Origin of the sequence: Stenotrophomonas sp. DDT-1, assembly GCF_001580555.1 — a bacterium.
GTDB lineage: Bacteria > Pseudomonadota > Gammaproteobacteria > Xanthomonadales > Xanthomonadaceae > Stenotrophomonas > Stenotrophomonas sepilia.
In genome coordinates, this window is record NZ_LEKR01000052.1 from 1 (window position 1) to 23,724 (window position 23,724).

19 protein-coding genes are annotated in these 23,724 nt (G+C 66.5%); 6 read left to right on the forward strand and 13 right to left on the reverse strand.

What is annotated here, in order from left to right:
* The 7 genes from AB839_RS18450 to AB839_RS18480 all read right to left on the reverse strand — a co-directional run.
* Positions 1 to 489: ATP-binding cassette domain-containing protein (locus AB839_RS18450; RefSeq protein WP_156476693.1), on the reverse strand; the 489-nt coding region annotated here is incomplete at its 3' end.
* The gene (locus AB839_RS18455) at positions 479 to 1,312 is read right to left on the reverse strand and encodes an ABC transporter permease (RefSeq protein ID WP_061480472.1); all 834 of its coding nucleotides are present in this window, start codon (positions 1,310 to 1,312) and stop codon (positions 479 to 481) included. The genes AB839_RS18450 and AB839_RS18455, both read right to left, overlap by 11 nt.
* Complete coding sequence (locus tag AB839_RS18460; protein WP_061480473.1) at positions 1,309 to 2,496, reverse strand: cystathionine gamma-synthase; 1,188 nt, start codon at positions 2,494 to 2,496, stop codon at positions 1,309 to 1,311. The genes AB839_RS18455 and AB839_RS18460 overlap by 4 nt, the downstream gene beginning before the upstream one ends.
* A gap of 123 nt (positions 2,497 to 2,619) precedes the next feature.
* Positions 2,620 to 3,990, reverse strand: coding sequence for a pyridoxal-phosphate dependent enzyme (locus tag AB839_RS18465; RefSeq protein WP_061480474.1), 1,371 nt, complete (start codon positions 3,988 to 3,990; stop codon positions 2,620 to 2,622).
* A gap of 301 nt (positions 3,991 to 4,291) precedes the next feature.
* Positions 4,292 to 4,528 carry a YdcH family protein gene (locus tag AB839_RS18470; protein ID WP_061480475.1) on the reverse strand — a complete coding sequence of 79 codons (237 nt, stop codon included), beginning with the start codon at positions 4,526 to 4,528 and terminating at the stop codon, positions 4,292 to 4,294.
* A 324-nt stretch (positions 4,529 to 4,852) separates the two neighbouring features.
* The gene (locus AB839_RS18475) at positions 4,853 to 5,737 is read right to left on the reverse strand and encodes an OmpA family protein (protein ID WP_080375071.1); all 885 of its coding nucleotides are present in this window, start codon (positions 5,735 to 5,737) and stop codon (positions 4,853 to 4,855) included.
* The gene (locus AB839_RS18480; protein WP_061480476.1) at positions 5,734 to 6,099 is read right to left on the reverse strand and encodes a DUF4398 domain-containing protein; all 366 of its coding nucleotides are present in this window, start codon (positions 6,097 to 6,099) and stop codon (positions 5,734 to 5,736) included. The genes AB839_RS18475 and AB839_RS18480 overlap by 4 nt, the downstream gene beginning before the upstream one ends.
* A 121-nt stretch (positions 6,100 to 6,220) precedes the next feature.
* On the opposite strand from AB839_RS18480, the gene AB839_RS18485 reads away from it, so the two are divergent.
* From AB839_RS18485 to AB839_RS18495, 3 genes are all read left to right on the forward strand, one after another.
* The gene (locus AB839_RS18485) at positions 6,221 to 7,348 is read left to right on the forward strand and encodes a PilT/PilU family type 4a pilus ATPase (RefSeq protein WP_049416904.1); all 1,128 of its coding nucleotides are present in this window, start codon (positions 6,221 to 6,223) and stop codon (positions 7,346 to 7,348) included.
* A gap of 130 nt (positions 7,349 to 7,478) precedes the next feature.
* Positions 7,479 to 8,762 carry a putative DNA modification/repair radical SAM protein gene (locus tag AB839_RS18490; protein WP_061480477.1) on the forward strand — a complete coding sequence of 428 codons (1,284 nt, stop codon included), beginning with the start codon at positions 7,479 to 7,481 and terminating at the stop codon, positions 8,760 to 8,762.
* The gene (locus tag AB839_RS18495) at positions 8,743 to 10,239 is read left to right on the forward strand and encodes a UdgX family uracil-DNA binding protein (protein ID WP_061480478.1); all 1,497 of its coding nucleotides are present in this window, start codon (positions 8,743 to 8,745) and stop codon (positions 10,237 to 10,239) included. Before AB839_RS18490 ends, AB839_RS18495 begins: the two co-directional genes overlap by 20 nt.
* Positions 10,240 to 10,272: 33 nt before the next feature.
* On the opposite strand, the gene maiA is transcribed toward AB839_RS18495, so the two are convergent.
* Positions 10,273 to 10,941, reverse strand: coding sequence for a maleylacetoacetate isomerase (maiA, locus tag AB839_RS18500; RefSeq protein WP_061480487.1), 669 nt, complete (start codon positions 10,939 to 10,941; stop codon positions 10,273 to 10,275).
* Between the two features lie 14 nt (positions 10,942 to 10,955).
* Positions 10,956 to 11,945 (reverse strand): fumarylacetoacetate hydrolase family protein, encoded by a 990-nt coding sequence (locus AB839_RS18505; RefSeq protein ID WP_061480479.1) that lies wholly within the window; start codon positions 11,943 to 11,945, stop codon positions 10,956 to 10,958.
* Positions 11,946 to 12,791: 846 nt separating this feature from the next.
* Between AB839_RS18505 and AB839_RS18510 the strand changes: the two genes are divergently transcribed.
* Complete coding sequence (locus AB839_RS18510) at positions 12,792 to 14,213, forward strand: DEAD/DEAH box helicase (RefSeq protein WP_061480480.1); 1,422 nt, start codon at positions 12,792 to 12,794, stop codon at positions 14,211 to 14,213.
* Positions 14,214 to 14,443: 230 nt separating this feature from the next.
* Here the strand turns inward: AB839_RS18510 and AB839_RS21610 are convergent, their stop codons facing one another.
* The 3 genes from AB839_RS21610 to AB839_RS18520 form a co-directional block, all read right to left on the reverse strand.
* The gene (locus AB839_RS21610; RefSeq protein ID WP_154350189.1) at positions 14,444 to 14,641 is read right to left on the reverse strand and encodes a hypothetical protein; all 198 of its coding nucleotides are present in this window, start codon (positions 14,639 to 14,641) and stop codon (positions 14,444 to 14,446) included.
* Positions 14,642 to 14,737: 96 nt separating this feature from the next.
* Entirely contained in the window at positions 14,738 to 17,329 is a 2,592-nt protein-coding gene (locus AB839_RS18515; RefSeq protein ID WP_061480481.1) for a M14 family zinc carboxypeptidase, read from the reverse strand.
* A gap of 74 nt (positions 17,330 to 17,403) precedes the next feature.
* Positions 17,404 to 20,043 carry a TonB-dependent receptor gene (locus AB839_RS18520; RefSeq protein ID WP_061480482.1) on the reverse strand — a complete coding sequence of 880 codons (2,640 nt, stop codon included), beginning with the start codon at positions 20,041 to 20,043 and terminating at the stop codon, positions 17,404 to 17,406.
* Positions 20,044 to 20,234: 191 nt separating this feature from the next.
* Between AB839_RS18520 and queD the strand changes: the two genes are divergently transcribed.
* Positions 20,235 to 20,597, forward strand: a complete 363-nt coding sequence (gene queD / locus AB839_RS18525; protein ID WP_005407953.1) for a 6-carboxytetrahydropterin synthase QueD — start codon at positions 20,235 to 20,237, stop codon at positions 20,595 to 20,597.
* 115 nt (positions 20,598 to 20,712) lie between these two features.
* The gene (locus tag AB839_RS18530) at positions 20,713 to 21,060 is read left to right on the forward strand and encodes a phasin family protein (RefSeq protein ID WP_061480483.1); all 348 of its coding nucleotides are present in this window, start codon (positions 20,713 to 20,715) and stop codon (positions 21,058 to 21,060) included.
* A 445-nt stretch (positions 21,061 to 21,505) separates the two neighbouring features.
* On the opposite strand, the gene asnB is transcribed toward AB839_RS18530, so the two are convergent.
* Positions 21,506 to 23,407 (reverse strand): asparagine synthase (glutamine-hydrolyzing), encoded by a 1,902-nt coding sequence (gene asnB, locus AB839_RS18535; protein ID WP_061480484.1) that lies wholly within the window; start codon positions 23,405 to 23,407, stop codon positions 21,506 to 21,508.
* Between the last annotated feature and the right edge of the window lie 317 nt (positions 23,408 to 23,724).

Consider the following 23,724-nt stretch of genomic DNA (forward strand, 5'->3'; position numbering starts at 1 on the left):
CACCATGCCACTGGAGTAATTGCGGATTGGCTGGTCGATGAAGGCTCCGATATCAGCAAATCCCAGAATGCGGTCGAGGCTTTCATCCACCTCCGCTTTGGAGAGGCCGAGAATGGCGGCGTTGAGGTACACATTCTCCCGGCCAGTGAAGTCCGCGTTGAAGCCGCTCCCGAGTTCAAGCAGCGCAGCAACCCGCCCCTTCACCGCAATGCTGCCTTCGGTGGGAGTCAAGGTACCTGCAATCATCTGCAGGAAGGTCGATTTACCGGATCCATTGCGACCAATCAACCCCACTGTCTCGCCCCGTGCCAGATGCAGGTCAGCACCGCGCAGGGCCCAGAATTCCTGGTAGTAGCGCCGGTGCCCGCCAGTCAGCCCCTGCAGGAGCCGGTGCGATGGGCGCTCGTACACGTGGTAGCACTTGCCCACGCCGGTCGCATCGACGATGAGCTCGGAGCTGGACGACTGCGTAGCCAATTCAGAGGACATCGGCAAACCCCCGACGGGTTTTCTGGAACACGGCATAGCCCATGAAAGCAAAGATGGTTGCACCGACCGTATAAGCGGCCAATCCAATCCAATCAGGCTGGCGCCCCCAGAAAGCTACATCACGCGCTTCATTGATGATGAAGGTGAGGGGATTGAGCATGAACACGAACTGGTACTTGGACGGCAACGTTTCCACAGGAACGATGGCCGAGGAAAGGAACAGCATCGCCGTCGCCAGCACCCCGGTAATCTGGGTGATGTCGCGGAGGAAGACGCTTAACGACGACAGCAGCCAGCCCACGCCCAGCAGACCGATGGCCAGCGGCGCGTATACAAAGGGAAGGAACAGCACCGTGGCATGCAGTTCACCGCGCACCACCAAGTTCAGCACCAAAAACACGATGGTGTTGGTGAACGCATGGAACAGCGCGGAAAGCACCATGGTCCACGGCAGGACCTGCAGCGGGAACACAATCCGCTTAACCAGATTTGTATTGCCAGTAATGAGGGTGGGCGCGCGTGTCAGGCATTCGGCGAAGAATCCGTGGACGATCAAACCCACGAACAGCAACATAGCGAAATCAGCAATGTTGCCGCTGGCGCCCGGCCACCGTGACTTCAGAATATAGCCGAAGGCCAGCGTGTAGATGATCAGCATCAGGAACGGGCTGATCAGCGACCACAACAGGCCAAAGCTGGCGCCGCGGTAGCGACCGAGGATGTCACGGCGTGCCAGCTCCCAGGTCAGGCTGCGGTGGCGCAGCAATGCATCCAGCGGCCCGGTGAGGCGGATCGCGGTGATGGCTTGCTGTGACTCGCTCATGCGCTTGCCACCGCTACCAACGCCCTTTCCAGATCCACCTGCAGATCCCCCAGCTCCTCAACACCCACGCTCAGCCTTACCAGTGCATCACTGATCCCCAGCTGCTCCCGACGCGCCACCGGAATCGAAGCATGCGTCATCACCGCCGGATGGTTGACCAGGCTTTCCACACCGCCCAGCGACTCGGCCAGGGTGAACAGTTCGGTCTTCTCGCAGAAGCGCTTGGCCGCCTCGAACCCGCCCTTGAGCACGATCGAGACGATGCCGCCGTAGCCGGCCATCTGCTTGCCGGCCAGCTCATGCTGCGGGTGAGACGGCAGGCCCGGGTAGATCACCTTCTCCACCGCCGGGTGCTTTTCCAGCCACTGCGCCAGCGCCAGCGCGTTGGCGCAGTGCGCCTTCATGCGCAGCGGCAGGGTCTTCAGGCCGCGCAGGGCCAGGAAGCTGTCGAACGGTCCCTGCACACCACCGACCGAGTTCTGCAGGAACGCCATCTGCTCGGCCAGTTCGGCGTTGTCGCCGACCACGACCATGCCACCAACCATGTCCGAGTGACCGTTGAGGTACTTGGTGGCCGAATGCAGGACCAGGTCCGCGCCCAGTTCCAGCGGGCGCTGCAGCATCGGCGAGGCGAAGGTGTTGTCGACCACCACGATCAGGCCATGGCGCTTGGCGATGGCAGCGACCGCGGCGATGTCCACGATCTTCAGCATCGGGTTGGTCGGGGTTTCAATCCAGACCATCTTCGTCTTCGGCGTGATCGAGGCTTCAAAGGCCGCCAGATCGGTCAGGTCGACGAAGCTGAAATCCAGCCCGGCGGTACGACGGCGCACGCGCTCGAACAGGCGGAAGCTACCGCCGTAGATATCGTCCATCGCCACCACGTGGCTGCCTGCGTCCAGCAGCTCGATCACGGTCGAGCTGGCCGCCATGCCCGAGGCGAAGGCGAAGCCGCGGGTACCGCCTTCCAGCGAGGCCACGCAGCGCTCATAGGCAAAGCGCGTCGGGTTGTGGGTACGCGAGTACTCGAAGCCCTGATGCTCGCCCGGGCTGGACTGGGCATAGGTCGAGGTGGCGTAGATCGGCGGCATCACCGCGCCGGTGCTGGGATCGGGCGACTGGCCGCCGTGGATGGCCAGCGTGGCCAGGGCCAGCGCGCGGTCGGGCGAAGAGGAGTTGGACATGTCGTTTCCTGAATGGCGCCGACGTGCGGCGCCGTCAAAGGATCGGGAGTCTATCAGCGCGGCCTTAACGACCTTTGACGCGGATAAACCGGGATTCAGCGGTGAACGGCAGCGATCGGCGGCCTATTGCACGCGACGGCGCAGATAGTTCAGCAGGTCGATGCGGGTGATCAGGCCGAGGAAGGCGTCACCGTCCATCACGATCGCCACTTGCCCGCGGTCGAACACCGGCAGCAGGGCCTCGATCGGCGACTTCACGTCCAGCCGGTCCAGCTTGCTGACCATCGCGGTGGCCACGGTGTCGCGGAAGCGCGCTTCGTCGCCGTAGACATGCAGCAGCACGTCGCTTTCATCGACGATGCCGACCAGCTGGTCACCGTCCATCACCGGCAGCTGCGACACGTCGTACAGCTTCATGCGCTGGTAGGCGGTGGTCAACAGGTCGTTCGGGCCGATCACCACCGTGTCGCGCTGGCCGTACGGACGCAGGATCAGGTCGCGCAGGTCGCCATGCTGCGGGCGCTCCAGGAAGCCGTTGTCCAGCATCCAGTAGTCGTTGTACATCTTGGACAGGTACTTGTTGCCGGTGTCGCAGACCAGCACCAGCACCTTCTTCGGCGTGGTCTGCTCCTTGCAGTACTTCAGCGCCGCGGCCAGCAGGGTGCCGGTGGACGAACCGCCGAGGATGCCTTCCTTGCCCAGCAGCTCGCGCGCGGTGTGGAAACTCTCGGCATCGCTGATGGCATAAGCCTTCTTGACACGACTGAAGTCGGAGATCGAGGGCAGGAAGTCCTCGCCGATGCCTTCCACCAGCCAGCTGCCCGACTTGTCGTTGAGCACGCCATCGTTGATGTATTCGGCCAGGATCGAGCCGACCGGATCGGCCAGCACCAGCTCGGTCTTCGGCGACAGCTTGGCGAACGCGCGCGACAGGCCGGTCATGGTGCCGGAGCTGCCGCAGCCGAACACGATGGCGTCGAGGTCGCCGCCCATCTGCTCGAGGATCTCCGGGCCGGTGCCGAACTCATGCGCGGCCGGGTTGTCCGGGTTGCCGAACTGGTTGATGAAATAGGCGCCCGGGGTCTGCTCGGCGATGGTCTTGGCCAGGTCCTGGTAGTACTCGGGATGGCCCTTGGCGACGTCCGAACGGGTCAGGCGCACTTCGGCGCCCATCGCCTTCAGGTTGAAGATCTTTTCGCGGCTCATCTTGTCGGGAACGACGAGGATCAGCTTGTAGCCCTTCTGCTGGGCCACCAGTGCCAGGCCCAGGCCGGTGTTGCCGGCGGTACCCTCGACCAGGGTTGCGCCCGGCTTCAGGTCACCCCGCTGCTCCGCCGCCTCGATCATCGACAGGCCGATGCGATCCTTGATCGATCCGCCCGGGTTGGCGCTCTCGAGCTTCAGGTAAAGCTCGCAGACGCCGGTGTCCAGGCGCTGGGCCTTGACGATCGGGGTCTGGCCGATGAGTTCGAGGACGGAAGAATGGATGGGCATTCGGAGGACTTTCGATTCGCGCCACGCAGGGCCGGACCGATGATTATCCGACGGATGGCGCTGAATGTCAGGTCGGCGCGGAGATGCCGCCCGCCGGCCCCGTAAAGGGATGCGGGCGGCCCCGGATCGACGAGGAGACCGGTACCGCCCGCATCGGTGAGTGGTGCCTGCAGGCCAAGGCACCACCGCCTGTGGTGCCTTGGCGCGGCCGCCTCATCGGCGGTGCCGCGATGCCGGGGCAGGAGCGCCCGGCGGGGCCATCGATGGCCGGGTCACGCCGTTCCGGGCGCGACGGAGTGCGTCAAAGCGTGGGGGACGTCGCTGGGAGCGGTGTTTCGTACATTCGCAGAAGACGTTGCTTGGCCAGCAGCTTCTCACGCTTCATGCGACCCAGGGTGACATCATCGATCGGGAGTACACCCAACTCCGCGTCCATGCACTTCTTGTTCAACTTGCGGTGCTGGTCATGGAGTGCCCTGAACTCCGGATCACGCGCGCGACGGGCGTCGATCTCGCTCTGGGGCTGATCTTCAAACATGATGGACCTCCTTCGACAGATACACGAACGCCCCGGCCGCAAGGCACGGGGCGTTGTTCATGGAGGAGTGCCGGCCGATGGCCACCTGGACGCCTGCAACGACCTGCGGCACTGGCCTGCGCACGTCGATCTGCTGCGGTTCGCGCCCTGCTTGCATCGGCCCGGCCCTCCCATCGTCCGGTCCGCGGCATTGCGTCCCGGACGATTGACCCTACGCCTGCTCAGGGCGGGGTACAAGACCCCTGCGACAAAAAGACCGAACCCCGCCGGGGCGGGGTTCAGGCTGAATGCTCATTGCAACGAAAAACAAACAATATCAATGCATTACGGCGCGATGATGACCTCGGCCGAGCGCGCCCGGGTGGACGCAGCCTTCTTGCCACTGACCTGGATCCGGTTGCTGGCGACACCACCTGCGACCAGGGCGTCGCGCAGCGCTTCGGCACGCTTCTGGCCCACGCCGTTGGCACTGTCGTAGGCCTCGATGCGCAGGCGCCCCTTCTTGCCGATGTTCAGGTACTCGGCCAGGGCCTTGGCCTGGTTGCGCGCGCCGCCGGACAGGCTGGAGGCGCCTGCGGCGAACGCGTCACCCCCGAAGGTGAAGACCTCACCGCGCGCGTCGAACTTCGAACCGGGCAGCTTCTGCCCGGACACCAGCTCGGCTTCCTCGCGGGCCAGCCTGGCAGCGTTCTGCTGGGCAGCGCTCAGCCGCTGCTGCTGCTTGCCGGCCACGCTGGTCAGGGCATTCTCGGCGTCCTGGCGGGCCAGGGTCTCGGCCTCGGCCGCCTGGCGCAGGCGTTCGGCCTCCTCGGCCTGCATCTGCGCCTGCATGCGCAGCTGCTCGGCTTCCTGGCGGGCACGGGCGGCATCGCGGCGGCTGGCCTCGATCAGCAGGTCGCTGCGGGTACGCTCCAGGCGGTCGACCTCGCGCGCGGCCAGCGCGGTGCGCACGGCGGTCTCGGCAATCTCCACCCGGCGCTCGGCCAGGTACGTGGCCAGCTCCTGGTCGCGGCGCTTGGCCTTGTCCAGGGTGGCGATCGCCTGCTGCGCCTGCATGCGCTCGAAGGCGCCCAGCTCAGCGGTATCGGGGTTGGCCTGGATGGCCATCAGGCGCTGGCTCAGCTGCGCCACCATCGGGTTGTCGGCGGCCGTGGCCAGGGTCGGCAGCGCCAGCAGCGCGGCCAGGGTTGCGGCGGTCATCGGCTTCACCGGCGGTCCTCCCCGGTCGACAGCTGGCGCTGCAGCTGGTTGACCTCGTTGCGGCGCAGCTGCAGCTGCGCGGTGACGGTGGCTTCCTCACTGCGGACGCGGGCCAGGTCGGCATCGGCGGCAGCGCGCAGGGCCATCGCCGGGGCGTTCTTGCGCTCGCGGCGGTCGCCGGCGGCGCGCTGGGCCTGCTCCAGCCCCTGCCGGGCCAGCCCGATCAGGTCCGGGGCGTACTGGTCGGCATCGGCCTGGGTGGCCTTGTCGACCGCCTGCCGGGCCTGCGCCAGTTCCAGGGCGGCGTCCTGCGCCCAGGCGGGGGCAGACAGTGCGAATGCAAACGTCATCACATACAGGCCATGGCGCATTCGTGCGAAGCTAAGTCGTTTCATTGGGGAGGCCGTACCGGTTGTCGGTTCACGGCCATTGTCGTCAAGCCGACACCGTGCTGGCAACGGGCGTCGGCCGTTTCGTTGGGGAAAATTCGCAATGGATATCGGCTACTTCCTGAAGCTGATGACCGAAAAGAACGCTTCGGACATGTTTTTGACCACCGGGGCACCGGTCTACATCAAGATCGAGGGGAAGCTCTATCCGCTGGGCAACACCGGCCTGCCGCCGGGCATGGTGAAGAAGATTGCCTACTCGCTGATGGACGAGGGCCAGGTGCCGCAGTTCGAGCGCGAGCTCGAGCTCAACATGGCCATCGCCCTGCCCGATGCCGGGCGCTTCCGCGTCAACGTGTTCAAGCAGCGGGGCGAGGTCGGCATGGTCATCCGCGCCATCCGCAGCCGCATCCCGAGCATCGAGGAGCTGAACCTGCCGCAGGTGCTGAAGGACGTCATCATGACCCCGCGCGGGCTGGTGCTGGTGGTGGGGTCCACCGGCTCCGGCAAGTCGACTTCGCTGGCGTCGATGATCGACCACCGCAACAGCACCACCACCGGTCACATCCTCACCATCGAGGATCCGATCGAGTACCTGCACAAGCACAAGATGTCGATCGTCAACCAGCGCGAGGTCGGCCTGGACACCCATGCCTTCCACAACGCGCTGAAGAACGCGATGCGTGAAGCGCCGGACGTGATCCTGATCGGCGAGATCCTGGATGCGGAAACGATGGAGGCGGCAATCGCCTTCGCCGAGACCGGCCACCTGTGCCTGGCGACCCTGCACTCCAACAACGCCGACCAGACCATCGAGCGCATCCTCAACTTCTTCCCGGAAAGCGCACACAAGAACGTGCTGATGAACCTGGCACTGAACCTGCGTGCGGTGATCAGCCAGCGCCTGGTGAAGAACAAGGAGGGCCGTCGCCTGCCGGCCACCGAGGTGCTGATCAATACGCCGATGATCCGCGACCTGCTGCGCCGCGGCCAGGTGCACGAGATCAAGGCGGCGATGGAAGCCTCGCTGGAAGAAGGCATGGAGAGCTTCGACCAGTGCCTGTTCCGGCTGGCCAAGGCCGGCACCATCGAGCAGGAGGAAGCGCTGCGCGCGGCCGACTCGCGCGATGGCCTGGCCCTGAAGTTCCGCCTGTCCGAAGGCAGCAGCGGCGAGCACGACCCGTACGCCGATTTCTCGGCGGGCGCACCCAGCATCACCCACGGCTTCTGATCCCACGAAAAAGGGGACGGAGGAGATCAAGTCGTTTGTGCACTTGCGACTTGATCCCCTCGATCCCCTTTTTCTGAAGAGTTCAGGGGCGGTCTCATCCAATGAGACCGCTCATCCGTAGGTTTCCTCAATGGAAACCATCCGCAAGCTGGCCATTCTGGCTGATGCCGCCAAGTACGATGCCTCCTGCGCCTCCAGCGGCTCGGGCAAGCGCGATTCGCGCGCCAGTGGCGGTATCGGCAGCACCGAGGGCATGGGCATCTGCCACAGCTACACGCCCGATGGCCGCTGCGTGTCGTTGCTGAAGATCCTGCTGACCAACTTCTGCATTTACGACTGCGCCTATTGCGTGAACCGGGTTTCCAGCAACGTGCCCCGTGCACGTTTCAGCGTGGATGAGGTGGTCACGCTCACCCTGGACTTCTACAAGCGCAACTACATCGAGGGCCTGTTCCTGTCCAGCGGCATCATCCGAAATGCGGACTACACCATGGAACAGATGGTGGAAGTGGCCCGGCAGCTGCGCGAAGAACACCGCTACGCCGGCTACATCCACCTCAAGACCATTCCCGAGGCCTCGCCGGACCTGCTGGCCAGTGCCGGGCGCTATGCCGACCGCCTGTCCATCAACGTGGAACTGCCGACCGAAGCCGGCCTGAGCGCCTTGGCGCCGGAGAAGACGGTTCATTCCATCCGTGGCGCGATGGGGGAGCTGCGCTGGCGCATCGAGGAAGCCAAGGAAGCTCGCAAGGCCCCCGCAGCGGTGGCACCGACGGCCAGCCGCAGCACTCGCCCGCGCCCTCCCCGTTTCGCACCGGCCGGGCAGAGCACCCAGATGATCGTCGGCGCGGACGGGGCAAACGACCGGCAGATCCTGGCCAGCGCCGACAGCCTGTACGGCAACTACCGCATGCGCCGGGTCTACTACTCCGCGTTCAGCCCGATTCCGGACGCCAGCCGGCAATTGCCACTGCAGCCGCCACCGCTGCAGCGCGAACATCGCCTTTACCAGGCTGACTGGCTGCTGCGCTTCTACGGGTACGGCGTGGATGAGATTACCGATACCACCCAGGACGGCATGCTCGACCTGGATATCGACCCGAAGATGGCCTGGGCGATCCGCCACCCCGAGCGCTTTCCGGTCGATCTGAACCGGGCACCGAAGGAGATGCTGCTGCGCGTGCCCGGCCTTGGCGTGCGCAACGTCAAGCGCGTGCTGATGGCACGCCGTCACGGGCGGCTGCGCGTGGCCGACCTCGCGCGCCTGAAAGCACCGATGAGCAAGCTGCTGCCGTTCGTGCTGCTGGCCGACCATCACCCGCGCAAAGCACTGGACGACCCGGCGGCGCTGCGTGCGCAGCTGGCCCCGCCGCCGCGACAGGGTTCGCTGTTCGATGCCCCGTCCGCGGCCTGACGCGCAGCGCTGGTCGCTGCGGGTGGATCCGCCATGGTCGCTGGAGGCCTGGCGCAGCGGTGCGCGCGAAGCCCTGCTGCGCGGCGTCGCGCCGGAGCAGCTGGACTGGCTCGAGGGCAGCGACGCATCACTGCTGGACGCGCCCGCGGTCACCTCGGCGCCCGCACAGGCCGATGCTGGCGCACCGACGGTACCGCGCGACTTCCTGGAACTGGCGGCCACCTGCCTGTGCCATCGCGACGGACAACGCATGGCCCTCCTGTACCGGTTGCTGTGGCGCATCGCCCATGGCGAACGCTCGGTGCTGTCAAACCCTGCCGATGCCGACGTACTGAGGGCGATGGCCATGGCACAGGCGGTCCGCCGCGACACGCACAAGATGAAGGCATTCGTGCGCTTCCGCGAAGTGCCTGGCCAGCCTGATGCATTCATCGCCTGGTTCGAGCCACAGCACCACATCGTCGACCGGGTCGCGCCGTTCTTCGCGCGCCGTTTCACCGGCATGCGCTGGGCCATCCTCACGCCTTCGCGCAGCGTCGCCTGGGATGGGCAGGCGCTTGCCTTCGGCCCCGGTGCACGGCGCGAGGATGCCCCGGCCGAGGATGCACGCGAGTCGCTGTGGCAGACCTACTACGCCAGCATCTTCAATCCGGCCCGGCTCAACACGCGGATGATGATGCAGGAGATGCCGGCCAAGTACTGGCGCCACCTGCCTGAAGCCCGATTGCTGCCACGCCTGGTGCGCGACGCCGCCGACCGCGTGCAGGAAATGCATGACCGTCCCGCGCAGGCACCGCAACGCAGGATTCCGCTGCGAGCGAACCCTCCGGCATCGGCAGCCGAAGCCAGCAGCCTGGACAATCTGCGCGGACAGGCCAGCGCCTGCCGCCAGTGCCCGTTGTGGGAGCAGGCCACGCAGACCGTGTTCGGGCAGGGGCCTGCCGATGCGCGGGTGATGCTGGTCGGAGAGCAACCCGGTGACACCGAAGATCTGCGTGGGCAGCCATTTGCAGGACCTGCCGGCCAGGTGCTGGACCGCGCATTGGCGGAACTGGGGATCGATCGCGCCACGCTGTACCTCACCAACGCGGTGAAGCACTTCCACCATGAGCGGCGCGGCAAGGTGCGGCTGCACAAGCGGCCGGAGAGCCGTCACATCCAGGCCTGCCGGCCCTGGTTGATGGGTGAGATCGCGCGCGTGCGGCCGCAGGTGATTGTGTGCCTGGGCGCGACAGCGGCAGCCTCGGTATTCGGTCGAGATTTCGACTTCTCACGCGACCGCGGACGCTGGCACACCCTCGAGGACGGCACCCGCGGCTACGCCACGGTGCACCCGGCGTGGGTGCTGCGGCAGACCGACGATGCACGCCGCGAGGCCGGCTATCGGCTGTTCCGGGAAGACCTTCGGCAGATGTTGCGAGGGGATGGGGCATCCGCCGGGCATGGCCCGGCGCTACCACGGACCGGGGACCGGTAGCGCCGGGCCGCGCCCGGCGAGCGAAGCGGCCCGTCAGGCAGCGTCGGGCTGGTATTCCGGGCGTGCGCGGTCGAAGGCGTCCAGCGCCTGGCAGGCCGCTTCGATGCGGCGCAGGGTCGGGTACGGCGTCAGGTCCAGGCCGAAACGGTGGGCGTTGTACAGCTGCGGCAACAGGCAGATGTCGGCCAGGCCAGGACGGTCGCCGTGGCAGAAGGTGCCGGTGTCGCGGCTGTTGGCCAGCATCGCTTCCATCGCGTCAAAGCCTTCGGCGATCCAGTGCAGGGTCCACTGCGTGCGGGCGTCGGCAGGCAGCTGCAGGTCGCGTTCCAGGTACTGCATCACCCGCAGGTTGTTGATCGGATGGATATCGCAGGCCACAAGCTGCGCCAGCGCCCGCACCCGTGCGCGGCCCGCAGCATCGGCCGGCAGCAGCGGCACCTGTGGGAAGCGCTCTTCCAGGTACTCGATGATCGCCAGCGACTGGGTCAGCGTGTGCCCATCATGCAGCAGGGTCGGCACCAGCTGCTGCGGATTGAGCGCACGATAAGCCTCATGGTGCTGCTCGCCACCGTCGCGCACCAGATGCACCGGCCGCGCCTCCCAGGCCAGGCCCTTCAGCTCCAGGCCGATGCGCACGCGGTAGGCGGCGCTGGATCGCCAGTAGGTGTGCAGCACGATGCCGTCGTCGACCGGAATCTCCATCGCCGCCTCCATGCTCAGGGCTTGGCCGCCTGTTCGATGCGCTGCTCGATCGCACCGAAGATGCTGTTGCCGGCAGCGTCGAGCATCTCGATGCGGACCACGTCGCCGAAGGACATGAACGGCGTGCTCGGCTTGCCGTCACGCAGGGTCTCGACCACGCGCTGCTCGGCGAAGCACGAGGCACCCTTGCTGGTGTCTTCATTGGCGATGGTGCCCGAGCCGACGATGGTGCCGGCACCCAGCGGGCGGGTCTTGGCCGCATGCGCGACCAGCTGGGCGAAGTTGAACTGCATGTCCACGCCCGCCTCCGGCGCACCGAACCACTGGCCGTTGATGTGGGTCAGCAGCGGCAGGTGCACCTTGCTGTCCTGCCACGCAGCACCCAGCTCATCGGGGGTGACGAACACCGGCGACAGCGCCGAACGCGGCTTGGACTGCAGGAAGCCGAAGCCCTTGGCCAGCTCGCCCGGGATCAGGTTGCGCAGCGAGACATCGTTGACCAGGCCGACCAGCTGGATGTGGCCGGCGGCCTGTTCGGGGGTGGCCGCCATCGGCACGTCGTCGGTGATCACCACGATCTCCGCTTCCAGGTCGATGCCGTAGTCCTCGCTGACCACCTTGACCGCATCGCGCGGGCCGTAGAACCCCGCACTGGTGGCCTGGTACATCAGCGGGTCGGTGTAGAAGCTCTCCGGCACCTCGGCGCCACGAGCGCGGCGCACGCGCTCGACGTGCGGCAGGTAGGCGCTGCCGTCAACGAATTCATAGGCACGCGGCATCGGTGCGGCCAGCGCCTGCGGATCGAGGTCGAATACGCCATCGGCGTCGCCAGCGTTGAGCGATTCGTACAGGGCGTTCAGGCGCGGTGCGATGTGGCTCCAGTCCTCCAGGGCCTGCTGCAGGGTGGCGGCAATGCCGGTGGCGCGCACGCCGTGGCGCAGGTCACGCGAGGCGACGATCAGGGTGCCGTCGCGGCCGCCTTCCTTCAAAGAACCAAGCTTCATGGGTGGGTGTCCGGAGTCGTGGGCAAACAAGTTTCAAGTGTAATCAAATCTGCGGCGACGCCAAGCTGCAGCGCGGCATCGGCCCACCCTACCGTAGTGGGGGTCGGCAGGGCTTGCAGCCCTGCACCTGCAGAAGCAACGGCAACGTCAAAAGCCTGCATTCCGTGGGATGGCGGGGCGGTGTGGGTGGGCAGGACACGCCGTAAACCCATCCCTGGGAGCTCGATGGCGCCATCCATGGCGCCAACGGTCCTGCCCGCCCACACCGCCCCACCCCCGACAGGTTCCCAATGACTGATCGAACATCCACATCATTCATCGTCGAGATCCGTCAGACACCGAAATTGATCGAATGAGATTCGACAGATCGCGGAAAACTGTCGAAGGCGGGGTGGGTCCGGTGACAGGGGCGTGAGCCGCATGGATGCGGCGACCGAGCTTACATGGACGTACTTGCAGCGCCCCCTGCCACCGGACCCACCCCGCCTACCCACAGGAAGCCGGCCTTTGACGTTGCTTCAGCCTCTGCGGGTGCAGGGCGCAGCCCTGCAGAGAGAACCCCTTACCTGAACGGGGCTTTTTGCGCGAGGTCTCAGCCATCGGTTAGACTAGGCAGGTCTGCAGCGGCCGTCCGTTTCCCTCCGGGATCGCCGGCGACCAGGGTCCGCCCTCTTCGCCCGCCCCCACTCCGACGCCGTTCGTCACGCATTCCAGCCTGCGCTTCGTGCCGGCTGCACCCAACTTCTCGCAGCGCGGTTCACGGGAACGCTCCGAGTCAGCCGATCACTTTGATCTGCCCCCGTCTGTCCGCTCGGACAGGCGTTTCTTGTACCTGGAGCAATCTCAATGTCTTTTGAATCGTTGGGCCTGGCGCCCTTCCTGCTGCGTGCGCTTGCCGAGCAGGGCTACGAAACCCCGACCCCGATCCAGCAGCAGGCGATCCCGCTGGCGCTGGCCGGTCGCGACCTGCTGGCCGGCGCACAGACCGGTACCGGCAAGACCGCCGCGTTCGGCCTGCCGCTGCTGCAGCACCTGGGCACCGCCTCGCAGGAAGTGCGTGCCGGTCCGCGCAAGCCGCGTGCGCTGATCCTGGCCCCGACCCGCGAACTGGCCACCCAGGTGCATGACAGCCTGCGCGGCTACAGCAAGTACCTGCGCATTCCCAGCGCCTGCATCTACGGCGGCGTCGGCATGGGCAACCAGCTGGACATCCTGCGCCGTGGCGTGGACCTGCTGGTGGCCTGCCCGGGCCGCCTGATCGACCACCTGGAGCGTCGCAGTGTCGACCTGTCCGGCATTGAACTGCTGGTGCTGGATGAAGCCGACCGCATGCTCGACATGGGCTTCCTGCCGTCGATCAAGCGCATCCTGGCCAAGCTGCCGAAGCAGAACCGCCAGACCCTGCTGTTCTCGGCCACCTTCGAGGACAACATCCGTCAGCTGGCGCTGGAGTTCATGCGCAACCCGGAACAGATCCAGGTGACGCCGAAGAACACCGTGGCCGAAACCATCACCCATCGCGTGCATCCGGTCGATGCCGGCCGCAAGCGCGACCTGCTGCTGCACCTGCTGGCGCAGGACAGCCGCGAGCAGACCCTGGTGTTCGCCCGTACCAAGCACGGCAGCGACAAGCTGGCCACGTTCCTGGAAAAGTCGGGCATCAAGACCGCGGCGATCCATGGCAACAAGAGCCAGGGCCAGCGCCTGCGTGCGCTGGGCGACTTCAAGGCCGGCCGCGTGACCGTGCTGGTGGCCACCGACATCGCTGCGCGCGGCATCGACATCAACGAGCTGCCGAAGGTGATCAACTTCGACCTGCCGATGGTGGCTGAGGACTACGTGCACCGCATCGGCCGTACCGGCCGCAACGGCGCCACCGGCCAGGCGATCTCCCTGGTGGCGCAGGATGAAGTGAAGCTGCTGCGCGCGATCGTGCGCCTGCTGGGCCGCGACATGGACATCCGCGATGTGCCGGGCTTCGAGCTGCAGACGCCGATCCGCTGGGGCAACAGTGCGCCGGGCAAGGCCGAGCACGATACCGGCGAGCGCGCACCGCGCAAGAGCCACGCACGCCGTCCGCACGGTGATGCGCCGCGCCATGCGCATGCCGGCCCGAAGAAGGCCGGTGGTGGCCGTCGCGAGGGCGGTGGCAACGGCCAGCAGCGCGCGGGTGCAGGCGCCGGTCAGGGCCAGCGTCGTGGCGGTGGCGGTAATGGTGGCGGCCGTGGCCGCGGCCAGGGCGGCGGTGGCGGCGGTCGCGCCGGCTGATCACAGCTGACAGCTGTTGTGCTTCCCGTTGCGCGGGAGGCTATCGAGGGACGGCGCTGACGCGCCGTCCTTTTTTGTTGCTGGCTACCGGGTGATGAAGCACGCGGTGGCGGTACCGAGGGCGGATGGGCATGGGGGCAGCGCAGAACACGCTGTAAATACGTCCATGTAAGCTCGATGGCGCCATCCATGGCGCCAACGGTTCTGCGCTGCCCCCATGCCCATCCGCTTCAAGCATTGCCTGCGCCTTCTTCTCCCGCCGGGTAGCCGGGAGAAGAAAGATCAAATTCAAATTCAAAGGCAAAAGCCGAAGCCGCAGTGCCCGCTTTTGCTTTTGCTTTTGCTCCCGCCTTGGGTTCGATGCGTCCGCGCCCGCAGGAACCTGTCGAGGGGAGGCCGGGCGGGCTGCGCAGGACCGTGAGGCGCATGGATGCGCCGATCGAGCTTACATGGACGTATTTACAGCGTGTCCTGCGCAGCCCGCCCGGCCTCCCCCACACGCATCAATCAAGGCGCGTAAAACCTCAACCCCGCGCTTTACTCGGATTCACCAGATTCCCGAAGAAGATTGCGTTGATCAGCAGTCGATCCGTCCCGTGCCAGTACTTGCGGTGCGCCGGATCGTCGGCGAACAGCACCACATTGCCCTGCCCCTGCGCCGACACCAGCAGCCACGCGCTGCCCGCCACCCGCGCACGGTTGCGCTCGGAAAGATAGCCATTCACCCGCGGCGGCGTGTCGATGCGTACCACCGTGGAGAATGGGTTCGCACTCGGCTGCAGCGTCACTGTGTTCTCCTTGTTGATCGCCAGTTGCCGGCGCGGCACGCCGAACGCCAGCGGGTGGCTGGTGTCCACATCGGCGCTGAGGATGTTGCCGCTGACCCGCTCGATCGCGGCGATGTCGCGCTGGTCGCCGAACGCACGGCGGCTCTCGTCGGCAGTCTCTTCTTCCTTGCCGAGCTTTTCGCCGTCGGCGAGCTTCTGCTCGATCGCCCACTTCGAAGCACTGCCGTAGGTCACCAGCGAACCACCGGCCTGCACCCAGCGCTTCAGTGCAGCCACTGCCGTGGCATCGACGCCCGTATAGGTACCGCCGGACAAAACAATCGTGGTGTAGCGGTCCAGCGGCACCTTGCCCAGCTGCTGCGGGTCCAGCTTGCTGGCGGGCAAGTGCAACTGCTGGTCGAGCAGGAACCAGGCCGAGCCGATCTCGGTGGCGGCCACGCCCTCCCCCATCACTAGCGCAACCGCGGGTTTGCGCAGCGCCTTGACGCCGTCACTGCCCAGATCGATGCCTTCGCGGCTGCGGCCACTGGACAGCGCATGCACCTGCACACCTGCCTCACGCGCGGCCGATGTCACTGCCTCAAGCAGCGCCGCGCCCTGCAGCGTTTGCCCGGCAACCGGAATCACCAGGCTGCCGGCGGCGAAGCTGACGTCGCCCTGCGCGGTCGCGGTGGTGAACGGCTGGAATGCCGCACGTGCGCTCACGCCTTTGCCCTGCAGCGCGGCCAGCGCGCGCCCGGCGTTGTAGTCGCGCCAGTCGATCGCGTACGCGAATCCGGCCTGGCCCCCCAGCACCGCGCCCTGCTCCGCCGGCAGCGCAGTCACGCGTGCGCCACCCTCGATACGGCTACGGCTGCCGGCGAACGCCACGCCGTAGGCCGGTGCGATCGCATAGCTGGTGCTGCCGTAGAACACATCCCCCTTGATTGGCGGCGTCTCGGCAAAGATCGAATGCACCAGGCGGAACTGCGCCTGCTGCACCGGCACCACGTAGGCGCTGCCGGCATCGAAGCGCTGCCCATCGACGGTGACTGCACGCTCCAGCGCGCGTACCTCGATGCGGTGCAGCAGCAACAGTTCCAGCAGGCGGTGGGTCAGTGCCGGATCATGCGCATCACCGAACACGAAGCTCTTCACCGGCTGCTGCGCGGCCTGTTTCAGTGCACTCTGGAAGAACTGCTTCTGCAGGTCGAACAGGCCGCTGCGCTCGGTCACCGCGCCACGCACCGTGCCCAGCCCGGTGGCGACCTGGTTGCGGATGGTGAACGGGAAGGTCAGCAGGCCGTTCACCGACTCCTGCACGCGGCCACGCGAACTGGCCTGCTCGACGGTGACGCCGACCGCGCCGTGGAAGTCCGGATAGGTCGAGCCATACACCGGCGAGAAGTTGTCGAAATTCTCGCCGGTGTAGTACAGCGAACCCAAGGCATCCAGCGCCTGCGCATGGTACCTGGCCAGGGTCTTGTTGAACTCGTACGACGGCGCCGGAATCAACGGGCTGTGCATGCTCTTCGGCGAAGGCTCGAAGTAGTACGTGCTGTCCTTGCCCATTTCGTGGAAATCGATCTGCACGTTCGGGTACCACTGGTGGAACACCTCCACCTTCGGCCGTGAGTCCTGCTGGGTCAGGGCAAGCCAGTCGCGGTTGAGATCGGTGAAATAGTGGTTGGTGCGACCCTGCGGGAACGGCTCGACATGTTCCTTGTCGGCGGGGTCGGCCGACGCCGGATCGGAGGCCCAGGCATTGTGCCAGTTGGCGGCACGGTCGCGGCCGTCCGGATTCTGTGCCGGATCGAACAGCACCACCGCGTGCTGCAGCCACTGCTGGGTTTCGGTACTGCGGTTGGCCACCAGGTAGTAAGCGGTCAGCATCGCCGCCTCGGCACTGGAGGTCTCGTTGCCATGCACGCTGTAACCCAACCACACCACCACCGGGCTGTCACCGGCCGCGCTGCGCGGTTGCGCCGGATCGACCAGGGTCGCGTGCTGCCGGCGGATCTGTTCCAGCCGCGCATGATTGCCTGCAGCGGTGACGGTGGCGATCAACAGCGGGCGGTCCTCGTAGCTGCGGCCGATTTCGCGCACGCTGATCTTGTCCGAGCGTCTGGCCAGCTCCTGGAAGTACGCCACCAGTTGGTCGTGCCGGGTGTAGCGGCTACCGATCGGGTAGCCGAGAAACTGCTCCGGCGTCGGCACCGCTGCATCGAAGGCTTCCGCATCCGTGGCCTGCGGGAAGAAATAGGCACTCTGTGCCTGCGCCGGCTGCGGGCAGGACAGTACAGTGGCGGCGGCAAGCAGCAACGGAAGAACGGCACGATGCAAGGACACGGTGACTCCCCTGGAACACAACGGCAGACAGTTGCGCGGCCGGTCCCTTCAGGTGGCCGGCCGCGGCGGGTGGATCAGAAGCGGTAATCGAAGCCCAGCGTGAAGTAGCGGCCGCGCAGGTCGTACTGGCTGAAGTCGTACGGCGCGCGGATGCCCGGGAACGAGGCGTCGTACGGCGGCGTCTTGTCGGCCAGGTTCTGCACCTTGGCATACAGCGTCAGCTTGTCGATGCCGGTGTAGGCCAGGTACAGGTCGTACTGGCTGTAGCTGCCGACGCGCTGCTGCACGGCCTTGGCGGCGGTGCTGGCTTCCTGGCGGTAGCTGCTGGTGTAGTACCAGGTCACGGCTGCGTTGAAATCACCGTACTTCCAGTCCAGCGTGGTGGTGGCCTTGTCCTTGGGCAGGGTCGCGCCCAGGTTGCTGCCGGCGTAGTCAACCAGCGGTCCACCGACCACGGTCGGGCGACGGTAGTCGCGCACGTGGGTGTAGGCCGAGGACACGGTGAAGTCACCCAGCGCCGCGGTCGGGATGCGCTGGCGCAGTTCGACGTCGATGCCCGAGGTCTTCAGCTCGCTCAGGTTCTGGTAGCGGTTGTAGACCGCCTGCAGCTTGCCGCGTTCATCGCGCTGCACCGCGCCGGCCACGTTGTCGTTGACCAGGGTCTGGGTGTTGTTGGTGCCGACCAGGTTGTCCAGCTGGATGCGGTAGTAGTCCACGCTCAGGTTGGTGTTGGCCCACGGCGACAGCACCACGCCGAAGTTCACGCTCCTGGTGCGCTCGGGCTTCAGCGCGTTGTTGCCAACGGTGAAGAAGGTCGGGTTCTGCCGCGAGCCCGGCACGTCCGGATCACGCGGATCGACCACGCTGCCGTAGGCGATGCTGGTGCTGTTGGAGTTCTCCGACAGCGACGGCGCACGGAAGCCCTTCGAGGCCGATGCACGTACCAGCAGGAAGTCCAGCGGCTGCCAGCGCAGGCCGATCTTCGGCGAAAAGGCATCGCCGAAATCATCGTAATGGTCGGCACGCGCGGCGGCGGACAGCTCCAGCGTCGAGGCCAGCGGGACGTTCACTTCGGCGTAGGCGGCACTGACCTGGCGCTGGCCATGTACTTCTGCGATGGCCGGGCGCACCTGCAGGCCGGCATCGATCTGCCACGGGTTGTTGGAATCGAGCTTCTCGCGGCGCCACTCGGCACCGGCAGCGAATCCGATCTCGCCGGCCCAGGTGTGGCCCAGGCTGCCGGAAATCTTTGCATCGATGCCCTGCAGCTTGGATTCGGCCGGACGCAGCGTGGCGATGTTGATCGAGTCGCGCACCGACTGCGGCGTGGCTGCCGGGTCAAGCAGGTTGTAGCTGCCCGTGGACAGTGCGTTGGCCAGCGCCCAGCGGTTGGCGAACCCGCCGGACACACTCTCCCGCTCACTGCTGCGCGCACCGAATGCAGCCACTTCCCAGTCCCAGTTGGCGGTGGTGCCGCGCAGACCGAACACGCCGCGATAGGCGGTTGAGCGGTTGGTCTTGATCGTGCCGCCAAGGTCGAAGAAGGTGTACTCGATCGGGATCGCACGGCCGTACGGGTTGTACGGATTGCTGGCCGGCAGCAGCGACGACACCGGCTCTGCCAGGCCGCTGTCCGCGTTCAGTGCGAAGCGGCCGCTCTCCAGGGTGAAGAACGGGCTGCTGCCGAACCACGCGGCGCTCTTGATCTGGCTGTACAGCACCTCGCCGAAGGCTTCGACGTTGTCGTTCAGGCGGAAGGTGCCGTTGGCGTAGGCCTGGTAACGCTTGGTCGAGGGGATCAGCGTGGTGAACGGTGCCTGGTTGAAGCCGCAGGTATCACCGGACAGGCCATCGATCGGCGCGCTGGCAACGCGGGTGGTGCCGGCCGGGCAGTTGCCGTTGGCATCGAGCATCGGCACCGACACGCCGTTGACCAGGTAGCGCGCGCCCTTGGCCGACCAGCCGTTCCAGCGGCCACCGGGCTTGTCGGTGTAGATGCCACTGCGGGTCAGGTTGCGCTCGTCCTGGTCCAGGCGCTCGCGGTTGTAACCCTGCAGGCTGAAGAGGATGTTGTAGCCGTCGGTGTCCAGATCACCGAGGCCGCCGACGAACTTCAGGTTCTGCTCGTGCAGGCCGCCCTGGTCGGCACCGCCGAAGCTGCCGCCGATCTCGGCGCCTTCGAAGTTCTGCCGGGTGATGATGTTGACCACGCCGGCCACGGCGTCGGAACCGTATACCGCCGAGGCGCCGTCCTTGAGCACTTCAATGCGCTCGACCGCGACCAGCGGCAGCGCATTGAGATCGACGAAGGTGTCGGACAGGCCGCCGGCCGGGAAGCCGTAGTTGGCCAGGCGGCGGCCGTTGAGCAGCACCAGCGTGTTCTTCTGCGACAGGCCGCGCAGGCCGATGCCGGCCGAGCCGGACGCCCAGCCGTTGTTGGTGGTTTCGTTGGCGGCGTTGCCGGTGTTGGCCGAGATCGAACGCAGCACGTCGGCCACGGTGGCCTTGCCGGTCTGTTCCAGCTGCTGGCGACCGATCACCTGCACCGGGTTGGAGGCCTCGGTATCGGTGCGCTTGATGTTGGAACCGGTGACGCGCACGGCGGCCAGGGTATTGGCGTCACCAACGGCGTCGGCGGAGGTTTCGGCGGCGGCGGACAAAGGCGCGGCCAGAGCGACGGCCAAGGCCGCCACGAGCAGGGTGTGCTTGGGCATGACGATGTGGGGAGGTGGTAAGGACGACGAAGTTCCGCAGTAGTCCATGCCTGGCCCGGGTCCGGCCAATAACATCTCTTCATACGGATATAAGAGAAACTATCATCTCTTCATCCGGATGGAAAGAGTTGCTTCACGAAAGCCCGACATCCACTCAGGATGGCCGGCCACCTGCGGCGTACAATTGCGCCATGGAAATCTTCAAAGTCTTCATGCTCGAGGCGGCGCACCGCCTTCCCAACGTGCCGCCGGGGCACAAGTGCGCGCGCCTGCACGGCCACTCGTTCCGGGTGGAACTGAAGGTCGAGGGCGAGCCCGGCGCGCAGACCGGCTGGATCATGGACTTCGGCGACGTCAAGGCGGCCTTCCAGCCCATCTATGACCGCCTGGACCATCACTACCTCAACGACATCCCCGGCCTGGAGAACCCGACCAGCGAGAACCTGGCGGTGTGGATCTGGAACGAACTCAAGCCCAGCCTGCCGGCGCTGAGCGAGATCACCGTGCACGAAACCTGCACCTCCGGCTGCCGCTACCGCGGTCCGACGGCCTGATCAACTCATTGATCTGAAAGGTTTTTCAAAGGCGCCCTGAGCGCCTTTGTTATTTTTGTTGCATTGCCGCATCAAGGGCGTATGCTGCAATGCATCAAGCCACTCCCTGATGCCCATGGCCGCCGCCTTCAGCGATCGCTTCAGTGATGCCACCCGCCAGCTCGCCGCCGCGGCAACGCGTGCGAACCGGTTGGCGTTGGAGAACGCGGAAAGCATGTTCGGCGTGCAGTTGAAGGCGATGGAGCGCAACCTGACCGCGACCGGCGGCTGGCTGGGTGAACTGGCCCGCAGCGACGACGCGGCCGGGATGCTCAACAGGGGCGCACAGCTGTGGCAGGACAACCTGCAGCGGCTGGGCCAGGCCCAGCAGGATGTGGTCGGTCTCGGCCTGCAGGCCAGCAAGGCCTGGTCCGAACTGGTGCAGGGTTACAACGAATCAACGGCGGACGCGAACAGTCACTGACGCGACGCAACGCTCATTGCATGGGTCCCTCCCCCCATGCAATCCGGACCCGGCAGATCCCTCCCTCTGCCGGGTCTTTTTTTGCCTGGCTTCTGGATTGAATAGCGCTTCCTCGCTTGGACTCTCTGCGAACTGATGGGCCCCGCCGGGGCGGGCAGGGGTCTGGGCAAATGTCCCCCGGCGCCGGCCGTTGGCCGTCACCTCCTCCTTTACTTTGCCCAGACCCCTGCCCGCCCCGACGAGGCTCGGCTTACGGTGGGCAAGGCGGCGATCAGTCCAGCGCCGATAGATTTCGAACGCAGGGCGGAAACCCTTGCGTACGAAGTAAAGGGGGAGGTGACGGCCAACGGCCGGCGCCGGAGGACATTCGTACGCAAGGGCCTCCGCCCTGCGCCACGCAGAACGAATCCGCCACACGCCACGCAGAACACACCGCAAAGGAACCTCAGCGCCCGCGACCACCGTGCCAGTGCTGGTGCCACGCCTGGAACATCAGCACGTTCCACAGGTGCGTGTGCCACTTGCGCTCGCCGCGCAGGAACGCTTCCCAGATGCCGCGCACGCGCGCCGCATCGAAACAGCCCTGGTTGCGCAGCAGCTGCGGGTCCAGCAGCGCCTCCGCCCAATCGCGCAATGGACCGGCCAGCCAGCGCGCCATCGGCGGGCCAAAGCCGCGCTTTGGACGGTACACCAGCGGCTCGGGCAGGTAGCGTGCCAACAGGTGCTTCAGAATCAGTTTGTGTTCGCCATCGTGGTACTTCAGGTGCTGCGGCAGGCGCCAGGCCAGTCGCACCACCTCCATGTCCAGCAGCGGCGCACGGGTTTCAACGCCCGCCGCCATGCCCGCACGGTCAACCTTGGCGAGAATGCCCTCGGCCAGGTCCATGCGGAAATCCAGCAACTGGATGCGCGCTTCGGCCGGCAGCGCCGTGTCCTGCTGCTGGAAGATCGTCACCGGTTCACGCGCGCCCAGCACCACCTGCGCCGGCTGCCGCCATCGGGTCACCCGCTGCAGGTAGTGGCCTTCCACATCGTTGGCAGCAACCTCGGCCACCAATGCACGCCATCCTCCGAGGCGACCACGCTCAACGTTCATGCGGTTGCCGCTGCGCCGCGCCAGGTCGCGTACCCAGTCCGGCAAGCCGCCGCACAGGCGCGCATTGCGCAGCGCGCGGCCATAGCTGGGGTGGCCGAAGAACAGTTCATCGCCACCGTCACCGGTCAGCGCCACCGGCTTGCGTGCCCCCAGCAGTTCACTGGCCAGCAGCGTCGGCAGCTGCGACGCGTCGGCGAACGGTTCGCACCAGACCTGCGGCAGGCGCTGCAGCAGATCCAGGCCCTGGCGCGCGTCCATGCGGTGCAGGTGATGCTGCACACCCAGATGGCGCGCGACCTGCGACGCCCAGTCGCTCTCGTCATGTCCCGGATCGTCGAAGCCGACCGTCCATGCTTCGATCGGCAGGTTGGATTGCGCCTGCATCATCGCCGTCACCAGCGACGAGTCAGTGCCACCGGACAGGAACGCGCCACAGGCCAGCGGCGAGTGCATGCGTGAAGCGATGGCTTTCTGAAGTACCGCCTCAAGCTGATCGGTGGCCTGTTCCAGGCTCGGCGCCGGTTGCAGCGGCTCCTGCAGTGCACGCTGCATTGCTTCGCGTGCGCACCAGTAACGCGCGCCCCCCTGCGCGGCCTGGCTGGAGCAACCCGCGGCATGGTCGCTGAGATCGATGCGCAGCATCGCGCCCGCCACCAGCTTGTGGATGCCGCGGTAGATGGTGTGCGGCGCCGGCACATAGTCGTGGCGCAGCAGCAGGCTCAGCGCATCCTGGTCGATGCTCGGGGCGAACCCGGCGAAAGCCTGCAGCGCCTTCAACTCCGAGGCGAACAGAAACCGGCCCTGGCACCAGCCGTAATACAGCGGCCGCTCGCCCACCGGATCACGGGCCAGCCACAGCACGCGCGACTCGCGGTCCCAGACACTGAAACCGAAGGCGCCCTCGATACGCGGCAGCGCCCGCTGCACGCCCCATTCGACGATCGCCTGCAGCAGCAGCCGTGCATCGCTGCAGCTGCGTGGCAGATCGCGCAACTGCGCCTGCAGGTCAGCGCGGTTGTACAGGCGGCCGTCCAGGCACAGCACGTAGCGACCGCAGTCCGAGCTCAGCGGCTGCAACGGCGTATCGGCCGGCGCCCGGCAGTGGCCCAGCGCGAGGCCGGCCTCGGCGTCGGTCCAGTAACCGATGCGCCCCCGGCCGCGCTGCTGCAGGGCGCGCAGCATTGGCGCCAGCTGCTGCAGCAGGTGTTCGTCCTCGGCGGGCGGCAGCCAGGCCCCGACCACGCCGCTCATCGGGCGCCTCCGCACTGGCGGCGGCGGGACGGGTTCAGCAGGCAGGGGGCGGCGGGCGACATGGGGACGGCACGCGGAGCGGAGGAGACTCCATGCTCGGCCGCAGGCCCCGTCGCGTCAGTCGCTTTGCTGTCAGCGATCGTCACCCGCCGTATCACAAAGGTAACGTTTTGTAACAGCGGCAGGCTATGCTGTGCGGCAAGTCGTTGCCGGGACTGAGACCCGGCCCGTGCGCCAGCAACCCCGGCTGAATGGCGCCCGCCCCCGGCACCCGGGCGGCCCGATGGCTGGGATAGCATCGCCGCGCTCGTGCCGTG

Coding starts and splice junctions, on each gene's coding strand:
- AB839_RS18455 (WP_061480472.1), bottom strand. CDS start 1,312: ATGAGCGAGTCACAGCAAGCCATCACCGCGATCCGCCTCACCGGGCCG.
- AB839_RS18460 (WP_061480473.1), bottom strand. CDS start 2,496: ATGTCCAACTCCTCTTCGCCCGACCGCGCGCTGGCCCTGGCCACGCTG.
- AB839_RS18465 (WP_061480474.1), bottom strand. CDS start 3,990: ATGCCCATCCATTCTTCCGTCCTCGAACTCATCGGCCAGACCCCGATC.
- AB839_RS18470 (WP_061480475.1), bottom strand. CDS start 4,528: ATGTTTGAAGATCAGCCCCAGAGCGAGATCGACGCCCGTCGCGCGCGT.
- AB839_RS18480 (WP_061480476.1), bottom strand. CDS start 6,099: ATGCGCCATGGCCTGTATGTGATGACGTTTGCATTCGCACTGTCTGCC.
- AB839_RS18485 (WP_049416904.1), top strand. CDS start 6,221: ATGGATATCGGCTACTTCCTGAAGCTGATGACCGAAAAGAACGCTTCG.
- AB839_RS18490 (WP_061480477.1), top strand. CDS start 7,479: ATGGAAACCATCCGCAAGCTGGCCATTCTGGCTGATGCCGCCAAGTAC.
- AB839_RS18495 (WP_061480478.1), top strand. CDS start 8,743: ATGCCCCGTCCGCGGCCTGACGCGCAGCGCTGGTCGCTGCGGGTGGAT.
- maiA (WP_061480487.1), bottom strand. CDS start 10,941: ATGGAGATTCCGGTCGACGACGGCATCGTGCTGCACACCTACTGGCGA.
- AB839_RS18505 (WP_061480479.1), bottom strand. CDS start 11,945: ATGAAGCTTGGTTCTTTGAAGGAAGGCGGCCGCGACGGCACCCTGATC.
- AB839_RS18510 (WP_061480480.1), top strand. CDS start 12,792: ATGTCTTTTGAATCGTTGGGCCTGGCGCCCTTCCTGCTGCGTGCGCTT.
- AB839_RS21610 (WP_154350189.1), bottom strand. CDS start 14,641: ATGCGCCTCACGGTCCTGCGCAGCCCGCCCGGCCTCCCCTCGACAGGT.
- AB839_RS18520 (WP_061480482.1), bottom strand. CDS start 20,043: ATGCCCAAGCACACCCTGCTCGTGGCGGCCTTGGCCGTCGCTCTGGCC.
- queD (WP_005407953.1), top strand. CDS start 20,235: ATGGAAATCTTCAAAGTCTTCATGCTCGAGGCGGCGCACCGCCTTCCC.
- AB839_RS18530 (WP_061480483.1), top strand. CDS start 20,713: ATGGCCGCCGCCTTCAGCGATCGCTTCAGTGATGCCACCCGCCAGCTC.
- asnB (WP_061480484.1), bottom strand. CDS start 23,407: ATGAGCGGCGTGGTCGGGGCCTGGCTGCCGCCCGCCGAGGACGAACAC.